Below are 26014 nucleotides of genomic sequence, written 5' to 3'. Positions count from 1 at the left end.
TTCCATGGATATCCTCAAGCAACTGGCTGACACCTTCTTTGACTGGGAGGCGATGGGCGAAGTCATTCCCAAGATGTTTGCCGTCGGCCTGCCGAACACCCTGGTGCTCGCTGTCATTTCGGGCATCATCGGGACCCTGCTGGGCATGGCCCTGGCCCTGATGGGGATTTCCCGGAACGCCGCGGCCCGGTGGATTGCACGCATCTACACGGACGTCCTCCGCGGACTTCCGCCCGTGCTGACCATTCTGGTCATCGGATTCGGCTTTGGCCCCATCATCCGTGAACTGACTGGTTCCACGAGCCCCTACCCGATGGCCATCGCAGCATTGTCTTTGATGTCGGGGGCATACATCGGCGAGATCTTCCGCTCCGGTATCCAGAGCGTGGACAAGGGACAGCTCGAAGCGTCCCGTGCCTTGGGGTTCGGCTACGGCGCTTCCATGCGTTTGGTAGTGGTTCCCCAAGGCATCCGCCGAGTGCTTCCTGCCTTGGTCAATCAATTCATTGCCCTGATCAAGGAATCCTCCCTCGTCTTCCTGCTGGGCCTGCTGGCCACTGAGCGCGAGATCTTCCAGATCGGCAAGGACGCGGCTGCGACCAGCGGCAACCTCTCGCCTTATGTGGCTGCGGCCATCTTCTACCTGGTGCTCACTATTCCGCTCACGCACTTCGTGAACTGGATTGATGCCCGCTTCCGTTCAGGCAGGCCTGAAAAGAAAGAACCGGACGATGCCGCGGCGGTCGTAGGGAAGGGAGCCCACGCATGAGTGAATTCACATCCGGCACGTTGACGGCAAAAAACATCCATTTGTCGTTCGGCACCAACCATGTCCTGCGGGGAATCGACCTGCACGTTGAGAAGGGCACCACGGCTTCGGTCATCGGCCCCTCGGGTTCCGGCAAGTCAACGCTGCTCCGCGTGATGAACCGACTCATCGAACCTGACCAGGGCGACATCCTGTTGGACGGCCGTTCCGTCCTCAAGGACAATCCCGACGAGCTCCGGCGTCGCATCGGCATGGTGTTCCAGCAATTCAACCTCTTCCCCCACAAGACGGTGGCCGAGAACATCTCTCTGGCGCTCCGTAAGATTCGTGGACTCTCAAAGGAACAGGCACGTGAGGAGGCCTTGGCCCAACTGGACCTGGTCGGCCTCAAGCACAGGGCCGATGCCCGCCCTGCCAACCTTTCGGGTGGCCAGCAACAGCGCGTCGCCATTGCCCGTGCGCTTGCCATGAAGCCCGAGGTTATGTTCTTCGATGAGGCCACTTCCGCGCTGGACCCGGAACTCGTCAAGGGCGTACTTGCCCTGATGACCGATCTCGCGCAGGGAGGCATGACCATGGTGGTGGTTACCCATGAGATGGGCTTCTCCCGCAATGTCTCAGATGTAGTGACGTTCATGGACGCCGGCGTAGTTGTGGAATCAGGTCCGCCGGAGCAGCTGTTCAACAGCCCCCGGACAGAGCGGCTCCAAGGATTCCTCTCGGACGTCCTCTAGTCCCCGCAAGGCAGCCAAACAGCAGACCCCGCCTCCAGACGGTCGCCCCAGTGGTGAAAAGTCATGGAGGCGGGGTTTCCTGTATTAAGGGCAGCTGCGGTCAGGCACCGGCCAGTCTCCGCGCCCTTGACTTAGTTCCAGCATTACTTCCCTGGTTTCACCGACAGCACCGTCAAGGCCGCAGCATCTACCTTGGTACGAAAATCTGGCTCGGACTGTGCTTTCTGGAGTACGGCGTCATACATAGCGGGGATGCTTCCCGGGTCCGCGCAAACCAGCATCGTGCCGCCCGCTGCGAAGAAGTTGATGGCACGGTCCGCGGTGGTCCACGGCTTCAACTGTGCTGCACTACAGACGTCATCCGAGAGGATAATGCCCTTGAAGCCAGCGTCCCCGCGAAGCATCTGCCCCATGACCACGGGCGAGAACGGCGCAATGTTGGCGGGGTCGATTTGGTCGTAGTAGGCATTGGACACCATGACCCATTGCACGCCGTTCGTAATGGCTGTGCGAAATGGCTCCAAGGCGGGATCATTCCGCGTGGTTTCAGTGTCCCTGACGTTCTGGCTGACATCGGTGTTGGGAATTACCCTGCCGAGGCCTGGAAAGTGCTTCACGACCGGTGCCACCCCCGCGTCCTTCATGCCTTGGGCAAAAGCGTTTCCGAGGTTGGACACTTGCCCCGGCACAAATCCGTACTCGCGTTGGAATTGTCCGATGGGTGCATTGGACGGCGCGAATTCAGGGCTCGTCACAGTATCAAGGACCGGAGCCAGATTGACGTTGACGCCAGCGCTAAGCAGTTCCTTTCCCCAAACCGTGGCGTCTGCCCGCAGCTTCGCGGGACCAGCTCCGGCTTGCACCAACGCGGCAGGGATGGTGGAGAAACCCGGACCAGCCAGGACCTGGACGTATCCACCTTCCTGGTCTGTGGCCACGAAGAGAGGCACCCCACCGGTAGTTTCGGCGGAAACGGTCCCGGTAAGGGAGGCCACGACGGCAGCTGTGGCAGCAGCCCCGGCCTTGCTGCGACCACTCAAGTAGACGTTGCCTGCGTGGTATTTGGTGAGTGCTTCCATGGTGCCTGGCTCAGCACCCGTCGCCTTCGCGGCAACCATGAAGAGCTGCCCCACGCGTTGTTCGAGACTTAACTTGGCAAGCTGTTGTTGCGCCGTGGACAGTGCTTCAGGGGTAGGTGCTGCCGAAGGTGGCCGGGAGTCCGTGGGTTCGGTTGAAGCCCCGGAAGTGGACTTGGACGGAACAGGGGTCCTCGTGGGCGAAGGGGTAGTTGCAGATGGTGAAACGGGCGAAGTCGTTGGGCTCGCGGTTTCATTTCCATTTGAGCAACCAGGCACCATTGTGACCAGGATTCCGGCCGCCGCGGCCCTCACTCCAAGGGATGCAATTGACTGGATCTTGCGCATGGTAAACCGTGAATTCGTTGGGGTTGGGTTTCCCTTACGAGCCTACCCCGGGAAGTGACAGTGCCCCAGCCTGCTTGGAACAGCCGGCCGGGGCACTGCAAGTTCTTGCCCTGGGCGATCGCGAACTTAGGCGACCGCGGACTTAGGCGATCGCGGCGGCTGCAGCCTTGGCAGCAGCCGGGAGTGCGTCAACGATCCTGTTCATGGCAGCGTCGTCATGCGCCGAGGACAGGAACCATGCTTCGAAGACTGATGGCGGCAAGTAGACGCCGGAGTCCAGCATCGAGTGGAAGAAGGGTGCGTAGCGGTAGGCTTGCTGGCCCTGGGCGTCGTCGTAGTTGTGCACACCGCTGACCGAGGTACCGAAGGCAACCGAGAACAGGTTGCCTGCACGCTGGATGGAGTGGTCCACACCTTCGGCATCAAGTGCCGAGGAAAGAGCAGCGGACAGCTCCAGCGAACGGGCGTCCACATAGGCGTAAACGTCAGGCGTGGCATGGGTAAGCGTTGCGACACCGGCAGCCATAGCCACAGGGTTTCCTGAGAGCGTGCCTGCCTGGTACACCGGACCCACGGGTGCGAGGTAATCCATGACGTCGGCACGTCCGCCGAGGGCCGCCGTCGGCATTCCGCCGCCAATGACCTTGCCGAAGGTCAGCAGGTCCGGCGCCCATCCGTCCTGGCGGCCCGTGAGTCCCCAGTAGCCGGCGTAACCGGTGCGGAAACCGGTGAGGACTTCGTCGAGGATGAGCAGCGCCCCGTGTTCCGTGGTGATGCGGGACAGCCCGGCGTTGAAGCCCTCGGCCGGGGTGACGACACCCATGTTTGCCGGGGCAGCTTCGGTGATCACGGCCGCGATGTTGTCGCCGTGCTTGGCGAAGGCAGCTTCAACAGCTGCGAGGTCGTTGTAAGGCAAAACAAGTGTCTCAGCGGCGGTGGCTGCCGTGACCCCGGCCGAACCGGGGAGCGCCAACGTCGCGAGCCCGGAACCCGCTGCTGCCAGCAGGCCGTCCAAGTGGCCGTGGTAGCAGCCGGCAAACTTGATGATCAGGTTGCGGCCGGTAAAACCACGGGCGAGGCGAACCGCCGTCATCGTGGCCTCGGTGCCCGTGGAAACCATGCGCAGGCGTTCGACGGCGGACACGCGCTCCTTCACGATCTCGGCGAGGTTGGCCTCATCCGGGGTGGACGCTCCGAAGGACAGGCCGCGGTCCACAGCAGCGTGCACGGCGTCGAGCACGGCGGGGTGGGCATGGCCGAGCAGGGCCGGGCCCCACGAGCAGACAAGATCCACGTATTCCTTGCCATCAGCGTCAGTGAGGTAGGCGCCCTTGGCCGAAACCATGAACTTCGGAGTGCCGCCAACAGAGCCGAAGGCACGCACGGGCGAGTTCACTCCGCCGGGCATGAGGGACTGGGCTCGATCGAAAAGCTGGTCGGACACAGGGGTGTTTGAAGTCATGGTTCCTATTCTTTCAGTCATTCAGAAGCGTCTTTCGGTGATTCAGGAGCGCAGCTATGAGGCGTCCGCCAGCAGCTCAGCGACCCGTGGGGCCACTTCCGTGCCGTACAACTCGATGCAGCGCATCATGGATCCGTGCGGCAGGGTGCCGTTGCTGTATTTGAGGTCGAAGCGGTCCACGCCGAGGTTGCGTTTGAGCAGGACGATTTTTTGGGCCACAGTCTCGGGAGAACCCACATAAAGAGCGCCCTCCGGTCCGCACATTGCGTCGAATTCCCCCCGGTTTCCCGGACCCCAGCCGCGCTCGGCCCCGATTCTGTTGCGCTGCTCCAGCCAATGCGGAAAGAGTTCTTCCCGGGCATCCTGGTCAGTATCTGAGATGAAGCCGGGTGAGTGCGTCGCGATCTGTCGCATGGAGTGACCGTATTTGGCCATTGCGTCGCGATAAAGATTTACAAGGGGAGCGAAACGGCGGGGCTCTCCCCCGATGATCGCGAAGATAACCGGATAGCCATATTCCGCGCACCGCAACACAGATTCAGGTGTCCCACCCACACCTATCCATGCCGGCAGCAAATGGTGCTGCAACCGTGGGTAAACCTGGAGTCCGTTCACGTTGGGGCGGGTCCGCCCTTCCCAATGGACCGGCTTCTGGGCCCGTACTTGGTCAAACAGCTCAAGCTTTTCTTCGAACAGGACGTCATAGTCCGCAAGGTCCAGTCCGAACAATGGGAAGGACTCAATAAACGATCCCCTGCCCAACATGACCTCGGCCCGGCCGTTGGAGATTGCGTCAACAGTGGCAAAGCGTTGGAAGACCCGGATCGGATCATCCGAACTAAGTACCGTTACGGCCGATCCGAGCCGGATCCAGGAAGTCACTGCGGCAGCTGCCGCGAGAAAGACCTCGGGAGCAGACACTGCAAAATCACGGCGGTGATGCTCTCCCACGCCAAAAGCATGAAGGCCCAGGGCATCAGCCAGCTTTGCTTCCTCCAGCAACTCCCGCAGGACCTGGGCGTGCTCCTTGGGATTTCCGTCGGCATCCAGGCCTGCGTCCCCGAAGGTGTTCAGGCCGAGCAGGATTTCCGCAGCGCCCACCGGTGCGGTTGGGTCGGAGTCAACCCTGGATGCAGACGCGGATGCGGACGGAAGTCCCGATTCGGAGGGCACGGCGGTCATCAGGACTCCTTCAGCCAGCCTGCCAGTTCGGAGGCCCAGTAGGTCAGGACGGTATCGGCTCCGGCCCTCTTGATGCCCAGCACCGACTCCGTGATGGCGCCCCGCCGATCGATCCAGCCGTTGGCAGCGGCCGCTTCGATCATGGCGTACTCCCCGGAGATTTGGTAGGCCGAGACCGGTACGGAGCTCATTGCCGCAATATCCGCGAGGATGTCGAGGTAACTCATGGCCGGCTTGACCATGACCATGTCGGCGCCTTCTTCAAGGTCCAGTTCCACTTCGAGAATGGCTTCGCGACGATTGGCTGCATCCATTTGGTACGTTCGGCGGTCACCCTTCAGTTGGGAGTCCACCGCTTCACGGAACGGACCGTAGAAAGCTGAGGCGTACTTGGCAGCATAGGCCAGGACAACGGTGTTCTTGTGGCCGGAATCCTCCAACGCCTGGCGGATGACGGCGATTTGTCCGTCCATCATGCCTGAAGGTCCAAGCACGTGGGCGCCCGCCTCCGCCTGGGCAACGGCCATCTGGCCGTAGATCTCCAAAGTGGCATCGTTATCCACGTATCCATCGGCATCCAGAACGCCGCAGTGTCCGTGGTCAGTGAATTCGTCCAGGCAGACATCGCCCATGATCACGAGGTCATCACCTACTTCGGCCTTGACGTCCCGGATGGCCTTGTTCAGGACACCTTCCGGGTCCAAGGATGCGGTGCCCCGCGCGTCCCGAACCTCCGGCACGCCGAACAGCATGATGCCGCCTACGCCCAGTTCCACGGCTTCCGCAGCGGCGCGCTTAAGAGTGTCGGTGGTGTGCTGGACGACGCCGGGCATCGAACTGATCGGGCTGGGCTCGCTGAGGCCCTCACGGATGAAGGCCGGAAGTATGAGGTCTGCGGGGGCCAGGCGTGTTTCTGCCGTGAGCCTGCGCATTGCCGGGGTTGTCCGCAAGCGGCGGGGACGGTGGTTCGGAAAGCTCATCTGGGGTTCCCTTCGTTGGCGAATACTGTTTCCAAGGCGGCCGCAATGCCGTCCGGGGTAGGTTCTTTGGCCGTGGCTGCCACGGTGATGCCGAGCTGGGTGGCCTCTGCCGCCGTCGGACGCCCAATGGCTATGAATCGGCAGCTGCCCATGGGCAGAAGTGTCTCCGCAATCCGCCGGGCGGCACTGGGGGAAGCGGCCACGACGGCGTCCAGCATCCCGGCGTCAATGGCAGCGCGGGCTTCCGAGGGAGTGATCTCCTGCGGGTGTCCGGTCCGGGAACCAGCACTGCCGGATGCAGAACGGCCGGATGCAGAACGGCCGGAATGCACGACGCCGGCGGGCAGTTCGGCGTCGAGGCGCAGTCCCGTCCGGGCCGGGTAGTCCACCGTGTGATAGGCGGTCACGGACGTTACGTCTGCGCCCTTGGCCGCCAATCCGTCACGCAGGCCGGGGCCCGCAATATCGGCTTGCGGGAGAAGAACGCGTCCAGGAGCCTGCTCCCAGAGGGCGACGAGGCCTTCGGCAGATTGAAGGTCAGTGGGTGCTAGTGAGACGGTCAGGCCGATAGCTTCCAGGATCCGCCGGGAGGATGGACCGATCGTGGCCACGCGCGTCCCTGACGGCACGAGGTTTGCGGGGGGCGTGCCACGCTCGGCAGCCTTTTCGAGCAGGACACGCACGGTGGTGATGCTGCTGATCACCATCCAGTCAAAATATCCGGCGGAGAGCTGGTCCAGGGCGACGTCGAGGGAAGCCTGGTCCTCTGCCCGCTCGAAATCGATGAGGGGAAGCACCAGCGGCTCCGCTCCGAGCGTGTGCAGGAGCGAAACAAGTGGCCGGGCACGGTCGGCACTCCTGGTAATCAGGACCCGCCGACCTGCCAAGGCCGATGCTTGAGTCACATCAGGACGCTGCAAGATCCGCGATCTCCGCGGCACCAGCAGCGAGCAGAAGCTCCGCAACTTCAATGCCGAGCAACGTTGCCCCCACTTCGGTCAGGCCATCCGTGGCTTTCTTCTCGCGCACGGTCTTGGTGCCGTCAACGGCGCAGACAACGGCTTCAAGGTGCAGCGTGCTGCCCTTCCTGAAGGCGTAAGCGCCTACCGGCGCGGCACAGCCAGCTTCGAGCCGGGCCAGGACGGCACGTTCAGCTGTCACAGCAAGTCGGGTGTCGTCGTCGTTCAATGCAGCGAGAGCCTGGGCGAGAACACCATTGGAGCCTTCCACCTGCGGGGCGTCCGCCGTGCGGCATTCGATGGCCAGCGCACCCTGACCCGGGGCAGGCAGCATGACATCCGTCTCGAAGAACTCGCTCACGGTGTCCAGCCGGTCCATCCGTTCCAGCCCAGCAGCAGCGAGCACTACGGCGTCCAGGTCGCAGGACTTGCCGGGAACAACTTGGTCGGTGACGTTGCCGGGAAGCCCGGGGACGCGTCCCAGGCGCGTGTCCACGTTTCCACGGATATCCAGCACCTCGATGTCAGGCCGGGCCGCCCTTAGCTGCGCCGCACGCCGGGGTGAGCCCGTGCCAACCTTGGCGCCACCGGGCAATTCGGCAAGGGTAAGGCCATCCCGGGCACACAGGACATCCCTGACATCCACGCGCTTGGGGGTAGCAGCGATGCTTAGTCCAACTGCAGCCCCCGTAGGCAGGTCCTTCAAAGAATGAACAGCGACATCGCAGGTCTCAGCAAGCAAGGCATCGCGCAGGGCCGCCACGAAGACACCCGTGCCGCCCATCTGTGACAGGGAGCCGGTCCTGACATCGCCCTCGGTCTTGATATGCGCCAGCTCCACCGGGAAGCCACCAACGGCTGCCAGCTGATCGGCGGTCTGTTGGGTCTGGGTCAGCGCGAGCTTGCTGGCCCGGGTGCCAATGCGGATGCTCACTTGCTGACCTCCGAGGAGGTGTAAGCCTCATGCCCGACGCCGATAGTGGAGCCGACCTCGGCAATAACCGGCTTTGCTCCCCGGAAATTTTCGCAACAATTGGGGCGGCAGACGTCGTACCAAGGACCAAGGTCCGTAACGTGGGGGCGATCGGCGATGTTGTTATCCACCGTGCGTTCACAGATCAGGTCAACCAGCCCTGACACAAAGGCAGCGTGCGTTCCCGGGGTGGGCACGCGCGTGGCTTCGATCTCCAGGTTCCTGCAGGTCTCCAGGGCTTCAGTGTCCAGGTCCCATGCAACTTCCATATGGTCACTGACGAAGCCGAGGGGAACGATCACGACGCCGCGTACGCCTTCGGGGGCGATTTCTTCGAGGTGATCGTTGATGTCCGGTTCCAGCCAAGGAATGTGCGGCGCGCCGGAGCGGGATTGGTACACGAGGTCCCAAGCCACGTTCGGGGCAACGGCATCCATGATGGCCTGGGCGTTTGCCAGGTGCTGTGCCGCGTAGGCAGATCCTTCTGCGAACTCGCGCGGCTCGTCCTCAGACCTGCCGGCTGCTTCGGCATCACGCGTGGGGATGGAGTGGGTGGCAAACAGGACTCGGATTTTCGAATCGGGGTCGGATTCGCCGGCGGCAATCAGCTTGGCGCGGATTTCTTCGAGGCCGGCGGCGGCACCTTCAAGGAAAGGCTGCACAACGCCCGGGTGGTCGAAGTACTGGCGGATCTTGTCCACCTCGAGCTTGCCGTCCAGCCCTGTTTCCGTCAGGGCGATGCCAATGTCTTCACGGTACTGGCGGCAGCTGGAGTAGCAGGAGTAGATGCTGGTGGTGAGCATCAGGATCCGGCGGTGGCCGGCGTCGTAGGCGTCCTGCAGGACCGGAGCGATGTACGGATCCCAGTTCCGGTTACCCCACAGGACCGGAAGCTCGATGCCGCGCTTGGCGAGCTCGGCCTCGATCGCCGCCTTCAGTTCACGGTTCTGCTGGTTGATGGGGCTGATGCCCCCAAACGCGCGGTAGTGGTGTGAGACCTCTTCAAGGCGTTCATCCGGGATGCCGCGGCCGCGGGTCACGTTGCGAAGGAAGGGAATGACATCTTCCTGGCCTTCAGGACCACCAAAGGATGCAAGGAGCACGGCGTCGTACTGCTTTGCTTCCTGGCGGCCACGCTCGGTGACCTCGTTGGGGGTGGTGGAGACGGCAAGGCCACTCATGCGAGGACCTCTGCAATCTCGGCAGCAGTCACCCGGCGGCCTGTGTAGAACGGGATTTCTTCGCGGACATGGTTACGGGCGTCGGTTGCACGCAGGTGGCGCATGAGGTCAACGAGGTCAACGAGTTCAGGTGCCTCCAGTCCAAGGATCCACTCCCAGTCACCCAGCGCGAACGAGGAAACGGTGTTCGAGATGACCTGCGGGAACTCCCGACCCAGCATTCCATGGTCACGCAGCATTTTTCCGCGCTCTTCCGCTGGGAGCAGGTACCACTCGTAGGAGCGGACGAACGGATAAACGCACAGCCACGTGCTGGGCTCGACGCCCCGCGCGTAGGCCGGGACGTGGCTCTTGGCAAACTCGGCTTCCCGGTGCACGCCCATGGCGGACCAGACGATCTCGGTGCCGGCAAAGAGCTTGCTGCGGCGAATGGAACGGACGGCGGACTGAAGGTCTTCCGGCTTGGATCCGTGGAGCCACACCATGATGTCGGCGTCCGAGCGCATGGCGGAAACATCGTAACTGCCCCGCAGGGTCACGCCTTCTTCGGCGAGCTTCCCTTCAAGGGCTTCGAATTCCTGGGCAGCATCGCCGCTGCGCAGGACGTCGGCCGAGCGCTTGAAGACGGTCCAGAGCGTAAAGAACTGCTCTTCGGTTCCAGCAGTTTTAGTGACAGATTCGGCAGAAGTGTGGCTCATGGTTCAAGTTTGCCCCGTGCCAGCCACTAAGTCGAAACGGATCACTTCTACAAGGCGTAGAAGTGACACAAATCACGAAATTGGGCGAATATCGCCGATGCCTTGGGCAAGCTGCGAGCGGGTATCCGACACTACTGCGGCAAGGCCATTACCTGCCAACCAGCCACCAACCACCGTCAGGCCATCGGCTGCGGCGCACACCTTCCGGACCTGCTCTACGCGCTGTTTATGACCGACGGCGGCAAACGGCAAGGCGCCTGCCCAGCGCACCACATCCCAATCCACAATGTCCGCGCGCGTAACGGGCACCGTCAACAATGTGGAAGCATCATCAAGCGCTGCGGACAGCAACTGTTCATCGTCCATGACAACATCTGGCGCTCCCCCATCGGCATCCTCACGGCGGCCATAGGAAAGGCGCAGGACGTGCGTGCCCGGCCCGGCTTCTTCTGCCAGCCAGTCCCATTTGGCAGTGGCATGCGTCAGGGCCTTCGCCCGGATTCCCGGCGTTTGAGGGGCCACGAGTATCCCCGTCCCACGGGGCCGCCCGTCCAGCTCGGGGAGGTCAACAACCATCGTCACCAAGCTCACCAAGGGGCCCGGAGCAGGGCGTAGGCCGGACAGTTCCGGCATGGCCCCTTCCAGGAGCCCCACCGCAGCCGGACCACCCAGCGCTACTACCAGCCGGCCGGCGTCGTACGTGGTTTCACCGGCGGTGACCCGCCAACCATTGCCCGTTTTCGAAACGGCGTCAGCCCTCTTTCCGCTGACCATGTCCACGCCCCGGCGACGCAGGTCGTTAACCAGCGCGGCGACCAGTGTGTTCATGCCACCCTTCAAACCCGCGACGGCGGAACCTGCTTTCGCGGATCCGGAACCGGACCCGGGGGCTGCTTTGCGCTGGGCAGCGACAGCCGCAGCCAGGGACCCATGCTTCTTCAGGCCGACGCGGAGGCCCGGAGCCACCATATCGACGTCCAATAAGCCAGGATCGGCGGAGTGGACACCACCCACCACCGGAGCAACCAGCCGCTCCAGGACTCTCTTCCCCATACGGGCGCGCACCAGTGAGGACACGCTGGAGACCTCCGATGATGCGCCGAAAGATGTGGGCAGCCAGCGATCCAGGGATGCACGCAGGGCGCCGGCGAGGCCCAGGGAACGCCTGACCTCGGGGTCCCAAGGATTGGCGGGGATACCAAGAATTCCAGTCTTGGGCAGCTCTTGCGGTCCATCCGGCAGCTGCACCCAGGCGCCGCCCGGGTGCGGGGAAACGATCTTGCCCTCCAGTCCGAGCTCGCGCGCCAGATCGGCGACAGCTGAGGACCGCGTGGCAAAGGACTCGGCCCCGCTGTCCAATGACAGGCCGGCTACCACGTGGCTTCCCACGCAACCACCCCAGGCTTCGCTCGCCTCAAGGATGGCCACCGAGGTTCCCGCCATGGCCAGTTCCCTCGCAGCAAGAAGGCCGGAAATACCGCCACCGACCACTACAGCTGTAGGTCCAGGCATTGATGGTTTAGTGGCTGCTTCCTTCGCTTTGCCGTGGACGTGTTCCCCGCGCATGCGTCCTACTCTGCCGGGATCGAGTGGATGAGCTCCACAACCCGCGTCAGGACGGCCGGGTCCGTCTCCGGGGGCACGCCATGGCCCAGGTTCAGGACATGGCCTGGAGCCTGCGAGCCCGCCGCGATCACTTCGCGGACATGCGCCTCCAGGACCTCCCACGGGGCCGGGAGGAGGGCGGGGTCGATGTTGCCCTGGAGCGGAACCGTGCCACCCAGACGGCGGTTGGCCTCATCAAGTGACAGCCTGTAGTCCACCCCCACAACGTCCACACCGACGTCGCGCATAGCGACAAGGAGCTCGGACGTGCCGGTACCGAAGTGCACCAGCGGAGCACCCAGTCCGCGCACGTGATCCAGCGCCCGGGCCGATGCAGGAGCCACGTACTTGGCGTAATCAGCCAGGCCCAATGACCCAGCCCAGGAGTCAAAGAGCTGTCCGGCTGACGCCCCGGCCTCAAGTTGTGCCTGAAGGAACATTCCGGAAGCATCCGCGGCCCAGTTGGCGAGGGCTGTCCAGGTTTCGGGGTCCGCGTGCATCATGGTCCGGGGGCCGAGGTGGTCCCGCGAAGGTTTCCCCTCCACCATGTAGGCGGCGAGCGTGAACGGCGCGCCGGCGAACCCGATGAGGGGAGTCTTGCCCAGTTCCGCCACTGTCAGGCGAACGGCTTCGCGAATGGGCTCGAGTGCTTCCCAGGTCAGCTTGGGGAGGTCAGCCACATCGGCTGCCGTTCGGATCGGCTTGTCCAAGACCGGACCGACGCCCGGAACGATGTCCACGCCAACGCCTGCGAGCTTCAGCGGGATAACGATGTCGGAGAAGAAAATCGCGGCATCCACGTCATGGCGGCGAACCGGCTGCAGGGTGATTTCCGCGGCCAGTTCGGGGCGCAGGCAGGAGTCCAGCATGGCAACGCCCTCACGGACCTTCAGATATTCCGGCAGGGACCTGCCAGCTTGGCGCATGAACCATACAGGTCTGCGGGACGGCTTGCCGCCCCGGTAGGCGGTGATGAGCGGGGAGTCCGACGTACGGCCGTCCATCAACGGGTGATCCGCGCTAAGTTTGCCGGCAGGTTCGCCTGCAGGGGCGTTGGTGGCCGTACTATTGGATGCTGCCGCGCTAGAAGTCATGCCTTTGATTGTGCCGAAAATCCCGGCCAAAAGATAACGACAGGCTGTCACGTCCCACCCCTCCAACCGGTGGGGTGGCGGGGATCACGGAACCGCGTGTGAATTCCCACTGCGCCGCATTGTTCTACCGGCCTGCGAAAAAGCTATGATTGGGGTGCTGTGGTTCTTTTCTCATTGGTGGCTACACACGCCGACATCGACCTCGAAACCGTTGCTCAGCTGAGCAACGGTTCCTCTGAGCTTGCCTCTTCGGCCCTCTCCGGATCCCCGTTGGTCTCGGGCGCCGTAGTCCTGGCAACCTGCAATCGCTACGAGATCTACGGCGAAACAGCCAACGGAGCAGGCCTCGAAGCCGCCCGTTCGGCCCTTGTCTCCCAGATCAGCGAATTGAGCGGCCTCAACGAGCAACTCGTGTCCCGCTCCTTCAGCACGCACACCGGGCCCGATGTCACCCGGCACCTCTTCGCTGTAAGCGCCGGCTTGGACTCTGCAGTGGTGGGCGAACGCGAAATCGCCGGCCAGGTCCGCCGTGCCCTGATCACGGCGCAGCAGGAGGGCACGGCGAGTTCCGGGCTCGTCCGCCTCTTCCAGGCTGCATCCAAGACCGCAAAAGACGTTGGCGCCCAGACGGCCCTCGGCTCCCGCGGCCTTTCCATCGTCTCGGTAGCCTTGGATCTGGCAACGGACCTCTCTGACAGCGACGATTGGTCTGCCAAGAAGGTAGTTGTCTTCGGAACCGGCGCTTATGCCGGGGCCACCATGTCCCTGCTCCGTGAACGCGGATGCACCGACATTTCCGTCTACTCTTCCTCCGGCCGCGCCGAGGGTTTCGTCGCCACCCGCGGTGGCACAGCGCTCGACGCCGATAGCCTTCCGGCGGCGGTTGCCGCAGCCGACGTCATGATCGGATGCAGCGGTTCGGACACGCGCGTTGAAGCTGAGGATCTGGCCCGCGTCAGGGCGAATTCCGGTAAACCACTCATCGCGATTGATCTCGCGCTCACCCATGACTTCGATCCTGCCGTGGGCGAGCTCGACGGCGTGGAACTCCTCACTCTTGAGTCCGTACGTCTCGCTGCACCTCAGGAGCAGGCAGAATCGCTGTCCCACGCCAGCGAGATCGTCAACGGCGCGGCAACGGCGTTCGAAGCGGAGCGCGAATCCCGCTCCGTCGACTCCGCGATCGTGGCCTTGCGCCGCCACACCATGAACGTACTTGACGCGGAAATGGAAAAGGTCCGCGCCCGCCACGGTTGCACCGCCGCTGCCGAAGAGGTGGAGTTTGCGCTCCGCCGGATGGTCAAGCAGCTCCTGCACATTCCGACCGTGCGCGCCCGCGAGCTGGCAGCCAACGGACAACAAGACGACTATGTAGCCGCCTTGGAAGCCCTGTACGGCATCCAGGTGGAGCAGCCCCAGGCTCCCGCTACTGCAGAATGCCCCGTGGACCACGAGCAACTCCGCTCCGAAAGCGCCTGACGTCCCAGCCCCCAGCCCGAAGCGGCCGGGGGAACCGATGCTTTCTGAGCGCATCCGGAAAACGAGATCCGGCTAACGAGATCCGATTAGCCGAACGCGTTGATCCCGGTCAGCTCTGCCGACAACGCCCACAGCTTCCTTGCGTCGGCTTTGTCCACCGCGTGGGCGTCGACTCCCTGGTAGCGCGCCAGCGGAGACGCCTTGTCGGTCGGATTGGCAATGTCACAGTCCTCGCAGTAGACACCGCCCATGCCGGCCAAAGCCGGGGACGTCGCCGCCCAAACTGACGTAGCTGCCCCTTGCTCCGGCGTCTTGAAACCTTCGCGCACCTTGCCCTCGGCGTCCATCCAGCCTGCGGCCACCATTTCCTCCTTGGGGAGGTGCCGCTGCAACTCGGTCATGATCCCGCCTGGATGGACGGCGAACGCCCGTACACCGGATTCACGGCCCAGGCGGTCGAGTTCCACCGCAAAGAGGGCGTTGGCTGTCTTTGCCTGCCCGTAGGCCTGCCACTTGTCATAACCGGTGCTGAAATTGAAGTCCTCGAACCGGACCGGTGAGATCTTGTGCCCGGTCGATGACAATGAGACAACGCGCGCATTCCCTGATGCCTCCAACGCCGGCCACAAGGTGTTGACCAATGTGTAGTGCCCCAAATGGTTGGTGGCGAACTGGGCTTCCCATCCCGGCCCGACACGTTGTTCAGGACTGGCCATGATGGCAGCGTTGTTGATCAGGATGTCCAGCTTTTCGTGGCCGGCCAGGTAGCGGGCGGTAAAATCCTTGACGCTGTCCTGATCGGCGAGGTCCATGTGCTCCACGTGGACGGCCCCGGAGAGGCCTGCGTCCGCGAGGACGGAGCGGGCGTGCTCAAGCCGCCTGGCAGGTACCGTTACGTCAGCCCCGGCCGAGACCAGGGCCCGCACGGTCTCCAATCCCAACCCGGAATAGCCTCCCGTTACGATTGCTGTCTTGCCCTGCAGGTTGATCCCGTCAATGACCTCCCTGGCAGTGGATCCGTGCCCAAATCCGGAGCCGATGGGATGCTGCTCTGTCTCTGTCCAATGTTCGCTCATTGCCTGAGCTTCCCAGAGAAGTCTGGGAACGGGCAACGACTAGTAGACGGGCTTTTCGGGCTCGACGTCACGGACCCAGGCGAGGATGCCGCCGTCGAGATGGCTGACGCGGGTGTAGCCTGCCTTCTGCGCGGCCTCCAGGACGGCAGCAGAGCGCGTCCCTGCCTTGCAGTGGAACACGATGTCTTTGTCCTGCGGCAACTCGACCCAGGCCTCGCCTGAAAGAATCCTGCCCTGCGGGATGAGGACCGATCCCTGAATGTTCACGATGCTGTGCTCGCCGGACTCGCGCACGTCCACCAATTCAAAGTCGCGTTCACCAGCTTCCCGCTCTGCCAGCATCCGGGCAAGGTCCTTCGCGGTGACGGTGTGCTCCAGGTCAGTGGCAGCAGCCGGAGTCACCCCACAGAATGCTTCATAATCCATGAGTTCGGTGATGGGCTCCGCTTCAGGGTCCTTGGACACCTTGATTTCGCGCCAGCTGCCGCCAAGGGCATCGAACAGCGCCACACGGCCAAGCAAGGAACGCCCGACGCCGGTAATCAGCTTCACTGCCTCCGTCACCATGAGGGATCCAACGGCGGCACACAACATACCGAAGACTCCACCCTCACCGCATGAAGGCACTGAGCCGGCAGGCGGGGCTTCCGGGTAGAGATCCCGGTAGCTGGGGCCGTGCTCGGCCCAGAAGATGCTGACCTGGCCATCGAAGCGGAAGATGGAGCCCCAAACGTACGGCTTGCCCAAAATCGCGGCGGCGTCGTTTACCAGGTAACGGGTGGCAAAGTTGTCAGCGCCGTCCAGGATGAGATCGTAATCGGCGAACAGTTCCAAGGCGTTCGAGGAGTCAAGGCGGACGTTGTGCAGGACAACATCCACCAGAGGGTTAAGCTCCTCAATGGCCTTCCGCGCAGATTCGATTTTGGGGGTGCCCACGTCCTTGACGCCGTGGATGACCTGCCGCTGCAGGTTGCTGAGGTCTACGTCGTCGTCGTCAACTATTCCCAGGGTTCCTACACCCGCCGCGGCGAGATACAGCAACGCTGGAGATCCCAGCCCGCCGGCACCGATGACAAGAACTTTCGCATTCTTAAGCCTGCGTTGGCCCAGAGCGCCGATTTCCGGAATGATGAGATGCCGGGAGTACCGTTCCACCTCGGCCGGCGTTAGTGCGGCGGCCGGTTCAACGAGGGGCGGCAGGACAGCGGGCGCGGGGTGGGCAGCAAGAATTGAGGCCATACCCCAATGTATGCCTGCCGATGCCGCCCGGTCATATTACCCACCGGTACAGTGGTCATAACTGCAAAGGAAAGGCGGCAGACTGTGGCTGACGGCACACGGGCAAACGATGGAGCACCAGCGAAGCAAGAACGGACTGGTTCGACGCGTTCAGCAAGGTTGCCCCGGGACGAGCGCCGCGCACAGTTGCTTAACGCCGCCTTGGAAGTTTTCGTGTCCAACGGCTTCCATGGTGCCGCCATGGACGAAATCGCCGAGACAGCGCATGTGAGCAAGCCGGTCCTGTATCAACACTTCCCTTCCAAGCGCGAGCTGTACATGGCGCTGCTGGACAGCCACCTGGCTGCCCTGACCGATTTGATGCTCAATGCGCTGAACTCAACCACGGACAACAAAGAGCGTGTGAAGGCAGTTATGCGGGCCTACTACAGGTTCATTGCCGACGACGACCAAGCCCACCGGCTGGTTTTCGAGTCTGACCTCATTAATGACCCCGATGTCAGCTCGCGCTTGGAGACCTTCAACAAAACGTTCGCGGACGCAGTGGCCCATGTCATCGCCGAGGACACCAAGTTGCCCCCTCTGGAGGCGCAGCTCCTGGGCCGGGGACTTGCAGGAATGGCGCAGGTCAGCGCCCGCTACTGGCTCGAAACCGATGGAAACCTCGACCTCGATGTAGCCAGCGATCTGATCTATCGTTTAGCTTGGCGCGGAATCAGTCGATTCCCCAAAGAGTCCTAGGCTACAAATAGAGGACTGACTTAAAACTTGATTGGCTTGGAGGCCTTGCTGTGGAAGTAAAGATCGGCATTCAGAATGTTGGCCGTGAAATCGTGCTCGAATCCGCACTCGATGCTGATGCTGTAGCCAAGATTGTCGGAGAGGCCATCTCCAAGGGTTCGGATCTTCGGCTCACCGACGAGAAAGGCCGCCAGATCATCGTTCCCGGCAGCGTGTTGGGATACGTTGAAATTGGTGCTGAGGAAGTCCGCCGCGTCGGTTTCGGCGCACTCTAGCGGTTCCCGGTTACAGCTGCCGCTAAGGAGTCTCCATGCTTTCACTCGTTGTGGTGGTTCTTGCCACCATCGCTACAGGATTCATCGTGTGGGCAAATGACAAGCGACACGGCAAGTACGGCATTGCATTGCCGGCGGGCGTTTCGACAACCGTCGGCGTGCTGAGCTGGATAGCTTTCATCATGGCCGGCTTTGGTTACCAGCCCGGGCTGACCTGGATCCCCTGGATCCTCCCTATCGTGTTGGGGACGGTTATCGCGATTGCCGTTGTGCTCTTTCTTGGCCGCACGCGCACCCAGCATGACACCGCCGCCCTCACCAAAGCCCTGAGGCTCTAGGGCACTGAGACTCTAAGGCACTGTTCAGTTTTAAACGACGCTGGCCACCACCCCGTGGGTGATGGCCAGCACCGTTTAACCTCTTCTATCCCGTTGAAACTCCCGGGTAGCGATCCGGCTGCGCCAAGGCACCGGACGCGGCCGCGGCCTCGCTCACGGCAGCGGCTGCCGCGATGTCGCGTTGGGTCACCTGGCCGCCTGCGTCATGGGAAACGTAGCGCAAGAACACCCTGTTGTAACGCCAGTCAAGATCCGGGTGGTGGTTCTGTTCCTCGGCGATCCGGCCAATGGCGGCGATAAGCGCCAGGGCGTCGGCCGCCGTCGAGGTTTTGAATACCGTCACGAGGCCGTCCTGGAGCTTCCAGTCCGGAAGGCCCTTGAGGGCGGTCTCCACGGCGATCTGGGTCAATGGCTCTTTCCTGTCAGCCACCACTGCTCCTTCATTGAGAGGAACTCTGCATTTAGAGGAACTCTGCCCGGCCTTCCATGGCCGATGACGCGAGGGCGTGCTCCCGGCGCGGGATTCGGCCAGCCTGCTTGGCCAGCCTACCGGCGATCACTGCGTGTTTGAAGGCTTCACCCATCTGCACGGGGTTCTGCGCACGGGTCACGGCTGTTGCCAGCAGGACAGCATCGCATCCCAGTTCCATGGCGAGCGCGGCATCGGACGCGGTTCCAATGCCGGCGTCGAGCACTACCGGGACAGAGGCCCGGGACACTATCAGTTCGATGTTGTGCGGGTTCAGGATGCCCAGCCCTGTACCAATAGGCGAGCCGAGGGGCATGACTGCTGCGGCACCCAGGTTTTCCAGGCGCAGCGCCAGGACAGGGTCATCATTGGTGTACGCGAAGACCTTGAAGCCGCGGTTCACCAGCTGTTCGGTGGCCTCCACGAGTTCCACCGCATCCGGAAGAAGTGTGTGCTCATCGGCGATGACTTCCAGCTTCACCCAGTCTGTCTCCAGCGCCTCCCGGGCGAGCTCCGCGGTCATCACTGCGTCTTTGGCAGTAAAACAGCCAGCGGTGTTGGGCAGGACCCGAATGTTGTGATCCAGCAGGAGTTGAAACAGTGAGCCTGTCTCGGCCGGTGAGTACCTGCGCATTGCCACAGTGGTCAGTTCCGTTCCTGAAGCCAGAAGGGCTGCTCCCAACCCGTCAAGACTCGGTGCACCACCGGTACCCATGATCAGGCGGGAGCCGAATTCGACGCCGTCGATCACCAAAGCATCTGTGCGGATGTCAGATTTTGCTACTGTCATTTTTTCAGCCTCCCTGGACTGCGGTTACGAGTTCGAGTTCGTCTCCATCGGCGAGCGCAGTCGCGGCCCACTGGCTGCGCGGCACTACCTCGGAATTGCGTGCGACGGCGACACCCAGCTTGCCGCCGTCGGCCGCCTGTCCGCGGTGGTCCAGGATGCGGCCTGTGATGGCGCTGACGAGCGTGCTGACGGATGCGTCATCCGCCACGGCATGAACGGAGCCATTGAGTTTGATGTTCATGGTGTGTCCTTGGTTGCTGGTTGGAGGCGGTGATCCGGCGTTGCCGTAAATCGATCAGGGGTGAAGTTGGACCATCGGGGATCGGCTGACCCGCTGATCAGCCCGCCGACGATTCTGGCGGCCACAGGCGTCAACAGGACGCCATGGCGGAAGAACCCGGTTGCGATTACGAGACCGTCGATGGTGCCCGCGCGCCCGGCAACGCGTCCCAGTAATGGTGCGTTGTCCGGAGTGCCGGGCCGTGCGCGGGCTGTCACTTCCAGCAGTTCCAACTCCGCCACCGCAGGCACCAGGATTTGGGCGTCCCGCAGGAGTTGGTAGACGCCTCCGGCGGAGACTGCATTGGTGGAGGCGGATAGTCCGTCCTCGCGCTGGGTGGCTCCAATCACCACGGTGCCATCGTCCCGGGGCACGATGTAAACGGGCACCCCGCGGACAATACCCCGGATGGTGGATGTGAGGAGGGGCTGGAGGTGGTGGGGGACGCGCAGCCTGAGGATGTCGCCGTAAACGGGCCGCAGGGGCAGACTGAGACCTTCGGGGAGATTACCGATCCTGGCCGCGTCCAGCCCGCAGGCGATCACAGTTTCCGAGGCCTCGACTGCGCCAGAAGCCAGTTCAACCCCGGAGACGCGGTCCCCATCCCAGAGCAAACGGGATGCGTGGAACGGCAGGGCGAAACCGTCCTCCGCTCCGGAAACCCACGTTGCGTCACCTGGTCCGTGGGCTGCCAACCCTTCCATGAGGCATCGTGCAAGCCGCCGCGGGTCCACTTGGTGATCGGCCGGTATGTCGAAGGCACAGGAAATCTGTGGACTCAGCAAAGGCTCACGTTGGCGCGCCTCCCGCAATGACAATGGCTCCACGTGCAGGCCCGCGGCCTGCTGGACTGTGCGGAGGTCTGCGAGGGCGCGGCGGTCGGCGGCGTCGGCACCAACGGCGATTGTCGGCGTCGTGCGGTATCCGGTGGCTGATTCGCCGCCATGGACGCCCCGGATGAAAGCGGGCCACAGTTGGGAGGATTCCAGCATGAGTTCCAGGAGGTGTTCCTCCTGGTAGTGGAGTTCGCTGACCGGAGCCAGCATCCCCGCGGCAGCAAACGTCGCACCGGCCGCGGGGGTGGGATCAATGAGGACCACCGAGCGGCCCTGGCGGCGCGCTTCGTGGGCGATGCCAAGGCCAACGATGCCGCCACCAATCACTGCAACGTCTGCCTGCAAGGGGGTTTGGCCGGATTCTGCCATGTGTTTCCTTCCCTACGCCGGTACTAGCCGGATCAGGTCAAGCGGTCGGCGCTGAAGCCCTCTCAGCCGGACGGTCATATGACGCTGTCACGGCTCCCGCAGTACGTGCCCAGTTTAGAGGAACTACTCTGGTTTCCATGACCCAGCATGATGTCCACACCACTGCCCGCCTTTACTTGTGCACTGATGCCCGCAAACGCCAAGGCGATTTCGAAGACTTCGTCGACGCCGCGTTTGAGGGCGGCGTTGACATCATCCAGCTTCGCGACAAGACGCTCGAGGCCGCTGAGGAGCTTGAGGTACTGGAGGTTCTGCACAACGTCGCCCAACGGCACGGACGGCTGTGGGCCGTCAATGACCGCGCCGATGTTGCCAGTATTTCCGGGGCTCCGGTGTTCCATATCGGGCAAAAGGACATCCCCCTGCCCGCCGCACGGCACCTCCTCCACGACCGCACCGTGATCGGCCTTTCCACCCATACGCCGGAACAGGTTGACGCCGCTATAGCTGCCTCCCCCGGCAGGAGCGGACTGGATTATTTCTGTGTTGGTCCGGTGTGGGCAACGCCCACGAAGCCCGGCCGTGAAGCAGTCGGGCTGGATCTGGTCACATATGCCGCAGAAGCCGTAATGCGCGCGGATGCGGAGACCGTAGGTGGCGTCCTCCTCCCCTGGTTCGCGATTGGCGGCATCGACCTCACCAACATTGAACAGGTGGTGGCTGCGGGAGCGAGCCGGATCGTCGTGGTGCGGGCCATTACTGAGGCGGAGGATCCGACGGCGGCGGCAAAGACTCTGCTGGAAGCGCTCGACGCCGGATAATCACCGCCGGCGCCCTGGCGGCAGCCGAGGATATGCGAAAGTCTCTTAAGCCGTGAGCCCGAGCCCGGACATCCGTCGGCCATGCCGCTCGGCAAGTTCAGCGGTAAGGGCCTTGACTGCAGTGCGGGCATCCCCGCCGCCCTTGAGCAGCGGTCCCAAGTGAGGATGTTCCATGCCCACGCGTTGGGCCTGGGTCAGCGCTTCACCGACGAGGCGGCGGCCCCACAAAGCCAGTCGCGATGCCAGGCGAGGATCATCAGCCAAGGCCCTGCGCAGGAGGACGCGTAATACTTCCGTGGCTTGGTCGGCGGAGGCCACCTTCTGGACAAAGAGTTGCGTCCCGCCGTCGAGGTACGAAGCGACCATGCGGTAAAAGTCCGATGACACGGTGTCGATCACATAGGCCTTCATGACTGATTCAAACCAGTCCGCCGGCTTTGTTCGCTCATGGAAGTGGTCAAACGAGCGCTGGAACGGAAGCATGGCCTCTTCGGCATCGAGTCCCATCTCCGAGAGCCGGCTGCTGATCAAGGCAAAGTTTCCGTAAGCCCCAACGGCAATCTTTGCCAACACTGCCCTGTCGTGCAGGGTGGGAGCGTACCGGGAGTCGAAAGACAGCCGGCCAAACGCCGAGAGCTCGCCGTACGCCATGGCTCCCAGCAGCTCCGAAGAGAGGCGCTGGACGCGAGCATTATCGTCCAAGGAAGTGCTCATGGTCCAAGACTATCCAGCGATTTCGGGCTAACCTGATTTTCGTGTCACATCATCGGATTTCGCCCAACGTCGACGACTCGTCGGACCAGCTCGCAGAGGCATTTGCAGCCCTTCGGACCGAACTGGAGCTCCCAGGCGAGTATCCGGCCGAAGCCGTGGCGGAAGCCAGGAAAGCAGTAGAAAAACACACACTGCCAGAGCGTGACCTCAGGGACATTCCGTTCGTGACCATCGATCCAGCCACGTCCACCGATCTGGACCAGGCCGTATTCATTGAACGGGCCGGCGACGGCTACAAAGTCCTCTACGCAATCGCCGACGTGCCATCCTTTGTTGCTCCCGGCGGGGCGCTCGATGCAGAGACGCGGCAACGGGGACAAACGTTCTACGCTCCTGACGGGAGGATCCCCCTGCACCCGGAAGTGATCAGCGAGAACGCCGGAAGCCTGTTGGCTGGTCAGGACTGCAGCGCCTTCGTGTGGGACTTCGAACTCGACCACAATGCGGAGGTGTCCGCTACGTCGGTGGCCCGTGGCACTGTCCGCAGCCGCGCCAAGCTCAGTTACAAGGGTGCCCAGGAACAGATCGATGCCGGCACAGCCCCAACGGTCCTGAAGCTCCTCAAGGAGGTTGGCCTGAAGCGGGTGGAACTGGAACGGCTGCGCGGTGGCGCCAACCTGAACATGCCGGAGCAGGAAATCGTCCAGGCGACCGGCGGCGGGGGCTACAGGATTGTGGCCGCGCCCTCCCTGCCGGTGGAGGACTGGAACGCGCAGATATCCCTCATGACCGGGATGGCAGCGGCCCAACTGATGCTCGACGGAAAAGTGGGCATCCTGCGCACCATGCCGGCGCCGGATGAACGGTCGCTGCTCCATTTCAAGCGCCAGACCAAGGCTCTGGGGAAACCGTGGGACGGCGAGGTTACCTACGGTGAGTACCTTCGGACACTTGACGCTTCGGATCCCAAACAGCTTGCCATCCTGCACTCGGCAGGCACGCTGTTCCGCGGCGCAGGCTACACGCCTTTCGATGGTGAGCTTCCCCCAAACGTCATCCAGTCAGCCATCGGCGCACCCTATGCTCACACCACTGCCCCTTTGCGCCGACTCATCGACCGCTTTGTCCTGGTGATCTGCGAGGCCCTCAGCAACGGCCACCAGATCCCGGCGTGGGCGCGGGAAGCACTTCCATCCCTGCCTGAGATCATGGCGTCATCCGACCAACTGGCCGGGCGGCTTGAGCGTCTGGCCATGGACACCGTGGAAGCTGCACTCGTCGCGAACCACATCGGCGAGGAGTTCGATGCAGTGGTCATCTCCGGTTCCAAGCCGTCCAATGGGACCACCAATGGCAATGGAAGGGGAAACGGAAACGGCAATGGGCCCTTCGGCATCATCCAGATCGCTGAACCCGCCGTGACAGCCCGGTGTGACGGCGAACTGGAGTCAGGCACCAAGGTTCGGGTGCAACTCCTGAAGGCCGATATCGCCAGCCGCGAGATCCGTTTTACCCTGCTCCCGTGAAGCCCCGCAGCACCCGAACTGCCGCCGATCCGGGCTTTAGGGCTCCCAGAGGATAGACTGACCCTGTAGTAATGGATGCCCGGTCGTTGATTCAGTTAATTTTTGAACTCAACAAGCCCGCCCCTACGCGATCTTGAGATGTGCCCGCTGGTCACCAGTGCCAGTACTTAGATAGCCCGCGATCGGCTTCCACTGGATTAGCTTGCGCGCCCGTTCGTGCTCCGGTACGGCTCCGCCACCCGTTGAGCATGCAGCGCCAATGCCCAAATGAATAAGGAAACTCCCTGTGAGTGAATTGCACACCCATGAAGTCCTGACGGACGCCACCGGCACCGAATCCATCGAGCCCGAGGAAACGATCATCTCTGATGAGACGCCCCACGAGATCGAAGAGAAAACGTTCGCTGACTACAACGTCCGCGCCGACATCGTCGAATCCCTCGCCGACGCCGGCATTACCCACCCCTTCCCCATTCAGGCCATGACGCTGCCCGTAGCCCTCAGCGGCCACGACATCATCGGCCAGGCCAAGACCGGTACAGGCAAGACCCTCGGTTTCGGCATTCCGGCATTGCAGCGCGTGGAAGGCCGGGATGACCCCGGCTACGCCAAGCTGGCCGTCCCCGGCGCACCGCAGGCCCTGGTCATCGTTCCTACGCGTGAGCTTGCGGTACAGGTGGCTAATGATCTCCAGACGGCATCGCGTAAACGCAACGCCCGCATCGCCACGATCTATGGTGGCCGCGCCTACGAGCCACAGGTTGACGCCCTGCAGAAGGGTGTCGAGGTAGTTGTTGGCACGCCAGGCCGTTTGATTGACCTCTACAAGCAGAAGCACCTCAGCCTGAAAAACGTCAAAATGGTGATCCTGGACGAGGCCGACGAAATGCTGGACCTCGGCTTCCTGCCGGACGTGGAAACACTCATCGCAGGTACGCCGGCCGTGCGCCAGACCTTGCTCTTCTCTGCCACCATGCCTGGCCCGGTCATCGCGATGGCCCGCCGCTACATGACGCAGCCCACCCACATCCGCGCTGCCGACCCGAACGACGAAGGCCTCACCAAGCGCGACATCCGCCAGCTCATCTACCGTGCCCACAGCATGGACAAGACCGAGGTAGTGGCCCGCATCCTCCAGGCCCGCGGACGCGGCCGCACCATTATCTTCACCAAGACGAAGCGCACAGCTGCCAAGGTCGCGGAGGAACTGGTCGACCGCGGATTTGCCGCTGCTGCGATCCATGGTGACCTTGGCCAAGGCGCCCGCGAGCAGGCTCTCCGTGCTTTCCGCAACAACAAGGTGGACGTCCTGGTTGCCACGGACGTTGCCGCCCGTGGCATCGACGTTGATGACGTTACGCACGTTATCAACTACCAGTGCGTGGAAGACGAAAAGATCTACCTGCACCGCGTGGGCCGTACCGGCCGAGCCGGCAACAAGGGAACCGCCGTCACTTTCGTCGACTGGGACGACATGCCCCGCTGGGGCCTGATCAACAAAGCACTGGGGCTCAGCGTTCCCGAGCCGGTTGAAACCTACTCCTCCTCCCCCCACCTCTACAGTGACCTCGACATTCCCGAGGGCACCAAGGGCCGCCTCCCGCGCAACAAGCGTACGCTTGCCGGTGTCGATGCCGAGGTCCTGGAGGACCTGGGCGAAACAGGCAAGAAGAACTCCCGTTCCGGCGGTTCATCCCGTGACGGTGGACGCGATGGTGGCCGTGGCAGGGACGGCGGACGTGGCCGTGGAAACACAGCCAAGTCCAGCGAAGCCAACTCTGAATCCAACGGTGAGGGCGGACGCAACCGTACCCGCCGCCGTCGTACATCCGACGCCGATGCGGCCCCTGCTGCCGGTTCCTCCGAAACCCGCACCGCGACCGGCGAAAATGCCGAGAAGCCGGCCCGCACGCGCCGTACCCGCACGCGCCGTCGTAACGGCKAAGTGGTTTCCGGCGAGACTGCTGGCGCCCAGCCCGGCAACTCCGAGGCCTAAAGTC

General features: G+C 62.9%; 26 protein-coding genes and 1 riboswitch. Of the genes, 9 read left to right on the top strand and 17 right to left on the bottom strand.

Translation table 11 applies throughout. The annotated features are described in order from the left end of the window. Positions 1-4: 4 nt before the first annotated feature. A complete protein-coding gene (locus tag AC1DCM_RS11000) occupies positions 5-769 on the top strand; it encodes an amino acid ABC transporter permease (RefSeq protein WP_477518251.1) in 765 nt (254 codons plus the stop codon). Continuing rightward, positions 766-1503: an amino acid ABC transporter ATP-binding protein gene (locus tag AC1DCM_RS10995; RefSeq protein ID WP_431115782.1), complete on the top strand. Its 738-nt coding sequence runs from the start codon at positions 766-768 to the stop codon at positions 1501-1503. The genes AC1DCM_RS11000 and AC1DCM_RS10995 overlap by 4 nt, the downstream gene beginning before the upstream one ends. Before the next feature lie 143 nt (positions 1504-1646). Here the strand turns inward: AC1DCM_RS10995 and AC1DCM_RS10990 are convergent, their stop codons facing one another. The 10 genes from AC1DCM_RS10990 to hemE form a co-directional block, all read right to left on the bottom strand. Continuing rightward, positions 1647-2636: a glycoside hydrolase family 3 N-terminal domain-containing protein gene (locus AC1DCM_RS10990; protein ID WP_477518250.1), complete on the bottom strand. Its 990-nt coding sequence runs from the start codon at positions 2634-2636 to the stop codon at positions 1647-1649. A gap of 433 nt (positions 2637-3069) precedes the next feature. Continuing rightward, positions 3070-4389 carry a glutamate-1-semialdehyde 2,1-aminomutase gene (hemL, locus tag AC1DCM_RS10985; RefSeq protein WP_477518249.1) on the bottom strand — a complete coding sequence of 440 codons (1320 nt, stop codon included), beginning with the start codon at positions 4387-4389 and terminating at the stop codon, positions 3070-3072. Between the two features lie 54 nt (positions 4390-4443). Then, positions 4444-5571 (bottom strand): LLM class flavin-dependent oxidoreductase, encoded by a 1128-nt coding sequence (locus tag AC1DCM_RS10980; RefSeq protein ID WP_477518248.1) that lies wholly within the window; start codon positions 5569-5571, stop codon positions 4444-4446. Beyond that, positions 5571-6551: a porphobilinogen synthase gene (gene hemB / locus AC1DCM_RS10975; protein ID WP_477518247.1), complete on the bottom strand. Its 981-nt coding sequence runs from the start codon at positions 6549-6551 to the stop codon at positions 5571-5573. The genes AC1DCM_RS10980 and hemB overlap by 1 nt, the downstream gene beginning before the upstream one ends. Next, the gene (locus AC1DCM_RS10970; RefSeq protein WP_477518246.1) at positions 6548-7456 is read right to left on the bottom strand and encodes a uroporphyrinogen-III synthase; all 909 of its coding nucleotides are present in this window, start codon (positions 7454-7456) and stop codon (positions 6548-6550) included. Before AC1DCM_RS10970 ends, hemB begins: the two co-directional genes overlap by 4 nt. 1 nt (position 7457) lies before the next feature. After that, positions 7458-8444, bottom strand: a complete 987-nt coding sequence (hemC, locus tag AC1DCM_RS10965; RefSeq protein WP_477518245.1) for a hydroxymethylbilane synthase — start codon at positions 8442-8444, stop codon at positions 7458-7460. Continuing rightward, positions 8441-9664: a ferrochelatase gene (locus AC1DCM_RS10960; protein WP_477518244.1), complete on the bottom strand. Its 1224-nt coding sequence runs from the start codon at positions 9662-9664 to the stop codon at positions 8441-8443. The genes hemC and AC1DCM_RS10960 overlap by 4 nt, the downstream gene beginning before the upstream one ends. Further along, positions 9661-10362, bottom strand: a complete 702-nt coding sequence (gene hemQ / locus AC1DCM_RS10955; RefSeq protein ID WP_216924089.1) for a hydrogen peroxide-dependent heme synthase — start codon at positions 10360-10362, stop codon at positions 9661-9663. The genes AC1DCM_RS10960 and hemQ overlap by 4 nt, the downstream gene beginning before the upstream one ends. A gap of 72 nt (positions 10363-10434) precedes the next feature. Continuing rightward, a complete protein-coding gene (gene hemG, locus AC1DCM_RS10950) occupies positions 10435-11874 on the bottom strand; it encodes a protoporphyrinogen oxidase (RefSeq protein WP_477518361.1) in 1440 nt (479 codons plus the stop codon). 59 nt (positions 11875-11933) lie between these two features. Next, complete coding sequence (hemE, locus tag AC1DCM_RS10945; protein ID WP_477518243.1) at positions 11934-13061, bottom strand: uroporphyrinogen decarboxylase; 1128 nt, start codon at positions 13059-13061, stop codon at positions 11934-11936. 159 nt (positions 13062-13220) lie between these two features. On the opposite strand from hemE, the gene AC1DCM_RS10940 reads away from it, so the two are divergent. Then, on the top strand, positions 13221-14540 hold the full coding sequence (locus AC1DCM_RS10940; RefSeq protein WP_477518242.1) for a glutamyl-tRNA reductase: 1320 nt from the start codon (positions 13221-13223) through the stop codon (positions 14538-14540). Positions 14541-14626: 86 nt separating this feature from the next. Here AC1DCM_RS10940 and AC1DCM_RS10935 read toward each other — a convergent pair whose 3' ends face one another. Both AC1DCM_RS10935 and moeB read right to left on the bottom strand, forming a co-directional pair. Further along, entirely contained in the window at positions 14627-15616 is a 990-nt protein-coding gene (locus tag AC1DCM_RS10935) for an SDR family NAD(P)-dependent oxidoreductase (protein WP_477518241.1), read from the bottom strand. 39 nt (positions 15617-15655) lie between these two features. Continuing rightward, on the bottom strand, positions 15656-16855 hold the full coding sequence (moeB, locus tag AC1DCM_RS10930; RefSeq protein WP_477518240.1) for a molybdopterin-synthase adenylyltransferase MoeB: 1200 nt from the start codon (positions 16853-16855) through the stop codon (positions 15656-15658). Between the two features lie 6 nt (positions 16856-16861). Here moeB and AC1DCM_RS10925 point away from each other — a divergent pair, with 6 nt between their 5' ends. The 3 genes from AC1DCM_RS10925 to AC1DCM_RS10915 are packed head-to-tail and all read left to right on the top strand — an operon-like array spanning position 16862 to position 18209. Continuing rightward, positions 16862-17596, top strand: coding sequence for a TetR/AcrR family transcriptional regulator (locus AC1DCM_RS10925; RefSeq protein WP_223946458.1), 735 nt, complete (start codon positions 16862-16864; stop codon positions 17594-17596). Between the two features lie 50 nt (positions 17597-17646). Continuing rightward, complete coding sequence (locus tag AC1DCM_RS10920; protein WP_216924096.1) at positions 17647-17871, top strand: DUF3107 domain-containing protein; 225 nt, start codon at positions 17647-17649, stop codon at positions 17869-17871. A 35-nt stretch (positions 17872-17906) separates the two neighbouring features. Continuing rightward, entirely contained in the window at positions 17907-18209 is a 303-nt protein-coding gene (locus AC1DCM_RS10915; protein ID WP_442003712.1) for a cytochrome c-type biogenesis protein, read from the top strand. An 85-nt stretch (positions 18210-18294) separates the two neighbouring features. Here the strand turns inward: AC1DCM_RS10915 and AC1DCM_RS10910 are convergent, their stop codons facing one another. The 4 genes from AC1DCM_RS10910 to thiO all read right to left on the bottom strand — a co-directional run bounded on the left by AC1DCM_RS10910 (position 18295) and on the right by thiO (position 20953). Next, positions 18295-18639, bottom strand: a complete 345-nt coding sequence (locus tag AC1DCM_RS10910) for a 4a-hydroxytetrahydrobiopterin dehydratase (RefSeq protein WP_442003711.1) — start codon at positions 18637-18639, stop codon at positions 18295-18297. Positions 18640-18670: 31 nt separating this feature from the next. Beyond that, on the bottom strand, positions 18671-19468 hold the full coding sequence (locus tag AC1DCM_RS10905) for a thiazole synthase (RefSeq protein WP_442003710.1): 798 nt from the start codon (positions 19466-19468) through the stop codon (positions 18671-18673). Positions 19469-19472: 4 nt separating this feature from the next. Then, a complete protein-coding gene (gene thiS / locus AC1DCM_RS10900; RefSeq protein ID WP_442017649.1) occupies positions 19473-19709 on the bottom strand; it encodes a sulfur carrier protein ThiS in 237 nt (78 codons plus the stop codon). Then, positions 19706-20953 carry a glycine oxidase ThiO gene (gene thiO, locus AC1DCM_RS10895; RefSeq protein WP_477518239.1) on the bottom strand — a complete coding sequence of 416 codons (1248 nt, stop codon included), beginning with the start codon at positions 20951-20953 and terminating at the stop codon, positions 19706-19708. The genes thiS and thiO overlap by 4 nt, the downstream gene beginning before the upstream one ends. Continuing rightward, positions 20946-21063: riboswitch (TPP riboswitch) on the bottom strand. It overlaps the preceding gene by 8 nt. A 27-nt stretch (positions 21064-21090) precedes the next feature. Between thiO and thiE the strand changes: the two genes are divergently transcribed. Then, entirely contained in the window at positions 21091-21774 is a 684-nt protein-coding gene (gene thiE / locus AC1DCM_RS10890; protein ID WP_477518238.1) for a thiamine phosphate synthase, read from the top strand. A 45-nt stretch (positions 21775-21819) separates the two neighbouring features. On the opposite strand, the gene AC1DCM_RS10885 is transcribed toward thiE, so the two are convergent. Beyond that, on the bottom strand, positions 21820-22488 hold the full coding sequence (locus tag AC1DCM_RS10885; protein WP_477518237.1) for a ferritin-like fold-containing protein: 669 nt from the start codon (positions 22486-22488) through the stop codon (positions 21820-21822). A 41-nt stretch (positions 22489-22529) separates the two neighbouring features. Here AC1DCM_RS10885 and AC1DCM_RS10880 point away from each other — a divergent pair, with 41 nt between their 5' ends. Together AC1DCM_RS10880 and AC1DCM_RS10875 are read left to right on the top strand one after the other, a co-directional pair. Continuing rightward, entirely contained in the window at positions 22530-24014 is a 1485-nt protein-coding gene (locus AC1DCM_RS10880) for an RNB domain-containing ribonuclease (RefSeq protein ID WP_477518236.1), read from the top strand. 286 nt (positions 24015-24300) lie between these two features. Further along, positions 24301-26010, top strand: a complete 1710-nt coding sequence (locus AC1DCM_RS10875; protein ID WP_477518235.1) for a DEAD/DEAH box helicase — start codon at positions 24301-24303, stop codon at positions 26008-26010. Positions 26011-26014: the final 4 nt, after the last annotated feature.

This window comes from Paenarthrobacter sp. 10N417 (genome assembly GCF_056394745.1).
This window is presented reverse-complemented; position numbering and strand designations above follow the sequence as displayed.

Excerpts from the sequence above, each read along its gene's own strand:
- AC1DCM_RS11000 (WP_477518251.1), top strand. The coding sequence starts at position 5 with ATGGATATCCTCAAGCAACTGGCTGACACCTTCTTTGACTGGGAGGCG.
- AC1DCM_RS10995 (WP_431115782.1), top strand. The coding sequence starts at position 766 with ATGAGTGAATTCACATCCGGCACGTTGACGGCAAAAAACATCCATTTG.
- hemL (WP_477518249.1), bottom strand. The coding sequence starts at position 4,389 with ATGACTTCAAACACCCCTGTGTCCGACCAGCTTTTCGATCGAGCCCAG.
- AC1DCM_RS10980 (WP_477518248.1), bottom strand. The coding sequence starts at position 5,571 with ATGACCGCCGTGCCCTCCGAATCGGGACTTCCGTCCGCATCCGCGTCT.
- hemB (WP_477518247.1), bottom strand. The coding sequence starts at position 6,551 with ATGAGCTTTCCGAACCACCGTCCCCGCCGCTTGCGGACAACCCCGGCA.
- AC1DCM_RS10960 (WP_477518244.1), bottom strand. The coding sequence starts at position 9,664 with ATGAGTGGCCTTGCCGTCTCCACCACCCCCAACGAGGTCACCGAGCGT.
- hemQ (WP_216924089.1), bottom strand. The coding sequence starts at position 10,362 with ATGAGCCACACTTCTGCCGAATCTGTCACTAAAACTGCTGGAACCGAA.
- hemG (WP_477518361.1), bottom strand. The coding sequence starts at position 11,874 with ATGCCTGGACCTACAGCTGTAGTGGTCGGTGGCGGTATTTCCGGCCTT.
- hemE (WP_477518243.1), bottom strand. The coding sequence starts at position 13,061 with ATGACTTCTAGCGCGGCAGCATCCAATAGTACGGCCACCAACGCCCCT.
- AC1DCM_RS10935 (WP_477518241.1), bottom strand. The coding sequence starts at position 15,616 with ATGAGCGAACATTGGACAGAGACAGAGCAGCATCCCATCGGCTCCGGA.
- moeB (WP_477518240.1), bottom strand. The coding sequence starts at position 16,855 with ATGGCCTCAATTCTTGCTGCCCACCCCGCGCCCGCTGTCCTGCCGCCC.
- AC1DCM_RS10925 (WP_223946458.1), top strand. The coding sequence starts at position 16,862 with ATGTATGCCTGCCGATGCCGCCCGGTCATATTACCCACCGGTACAGTG.
- AC1DCM_RS10915 (WP_442003712.1), top strand. The coding sequence starts at position 17,907 with ATGCTTTCACTCGTTGTGGTGGTTCTTGCCACCATCGCTACAGGATTC.
- AC1DCM_RS10905 (WP_442003710.1), bottom strand. The coding sequence starts at position 19,468 with ATGACAGTAGCAAAATCTGACATCCGCACAGATGCTTTGGTGATCGAC.
- thiS (WP_442017649.1), bottom strand. The coding sequence starts at position 19,709 with ATGAACATCAAACTCAATGGCTCCGTTCATGCCGTGGCGGATGACGCA.
- thiO (WP_477518239.1), bottom strand. The coding sequence starts at position 20,953 with ATGGCAGAATCCGGCCAAACCCCCTTGCAGGCAGACGTTGCAGTGATT.
- thiE (WP_477518238.1), top strand. The coding sequence starts at position 21,091 with ATGACCCAGCATGATGTCCACACCACTGCCCGCCTTTACTTGTGCACT.
- AC1DCM_RS10885 (WP_477518237.1), bottom strand. The coding sequence starts at position 22,488 with ATGAGCACTTCCTTGGACGATAATGCTCGCGTCCAGCGCCTCTCTTCG.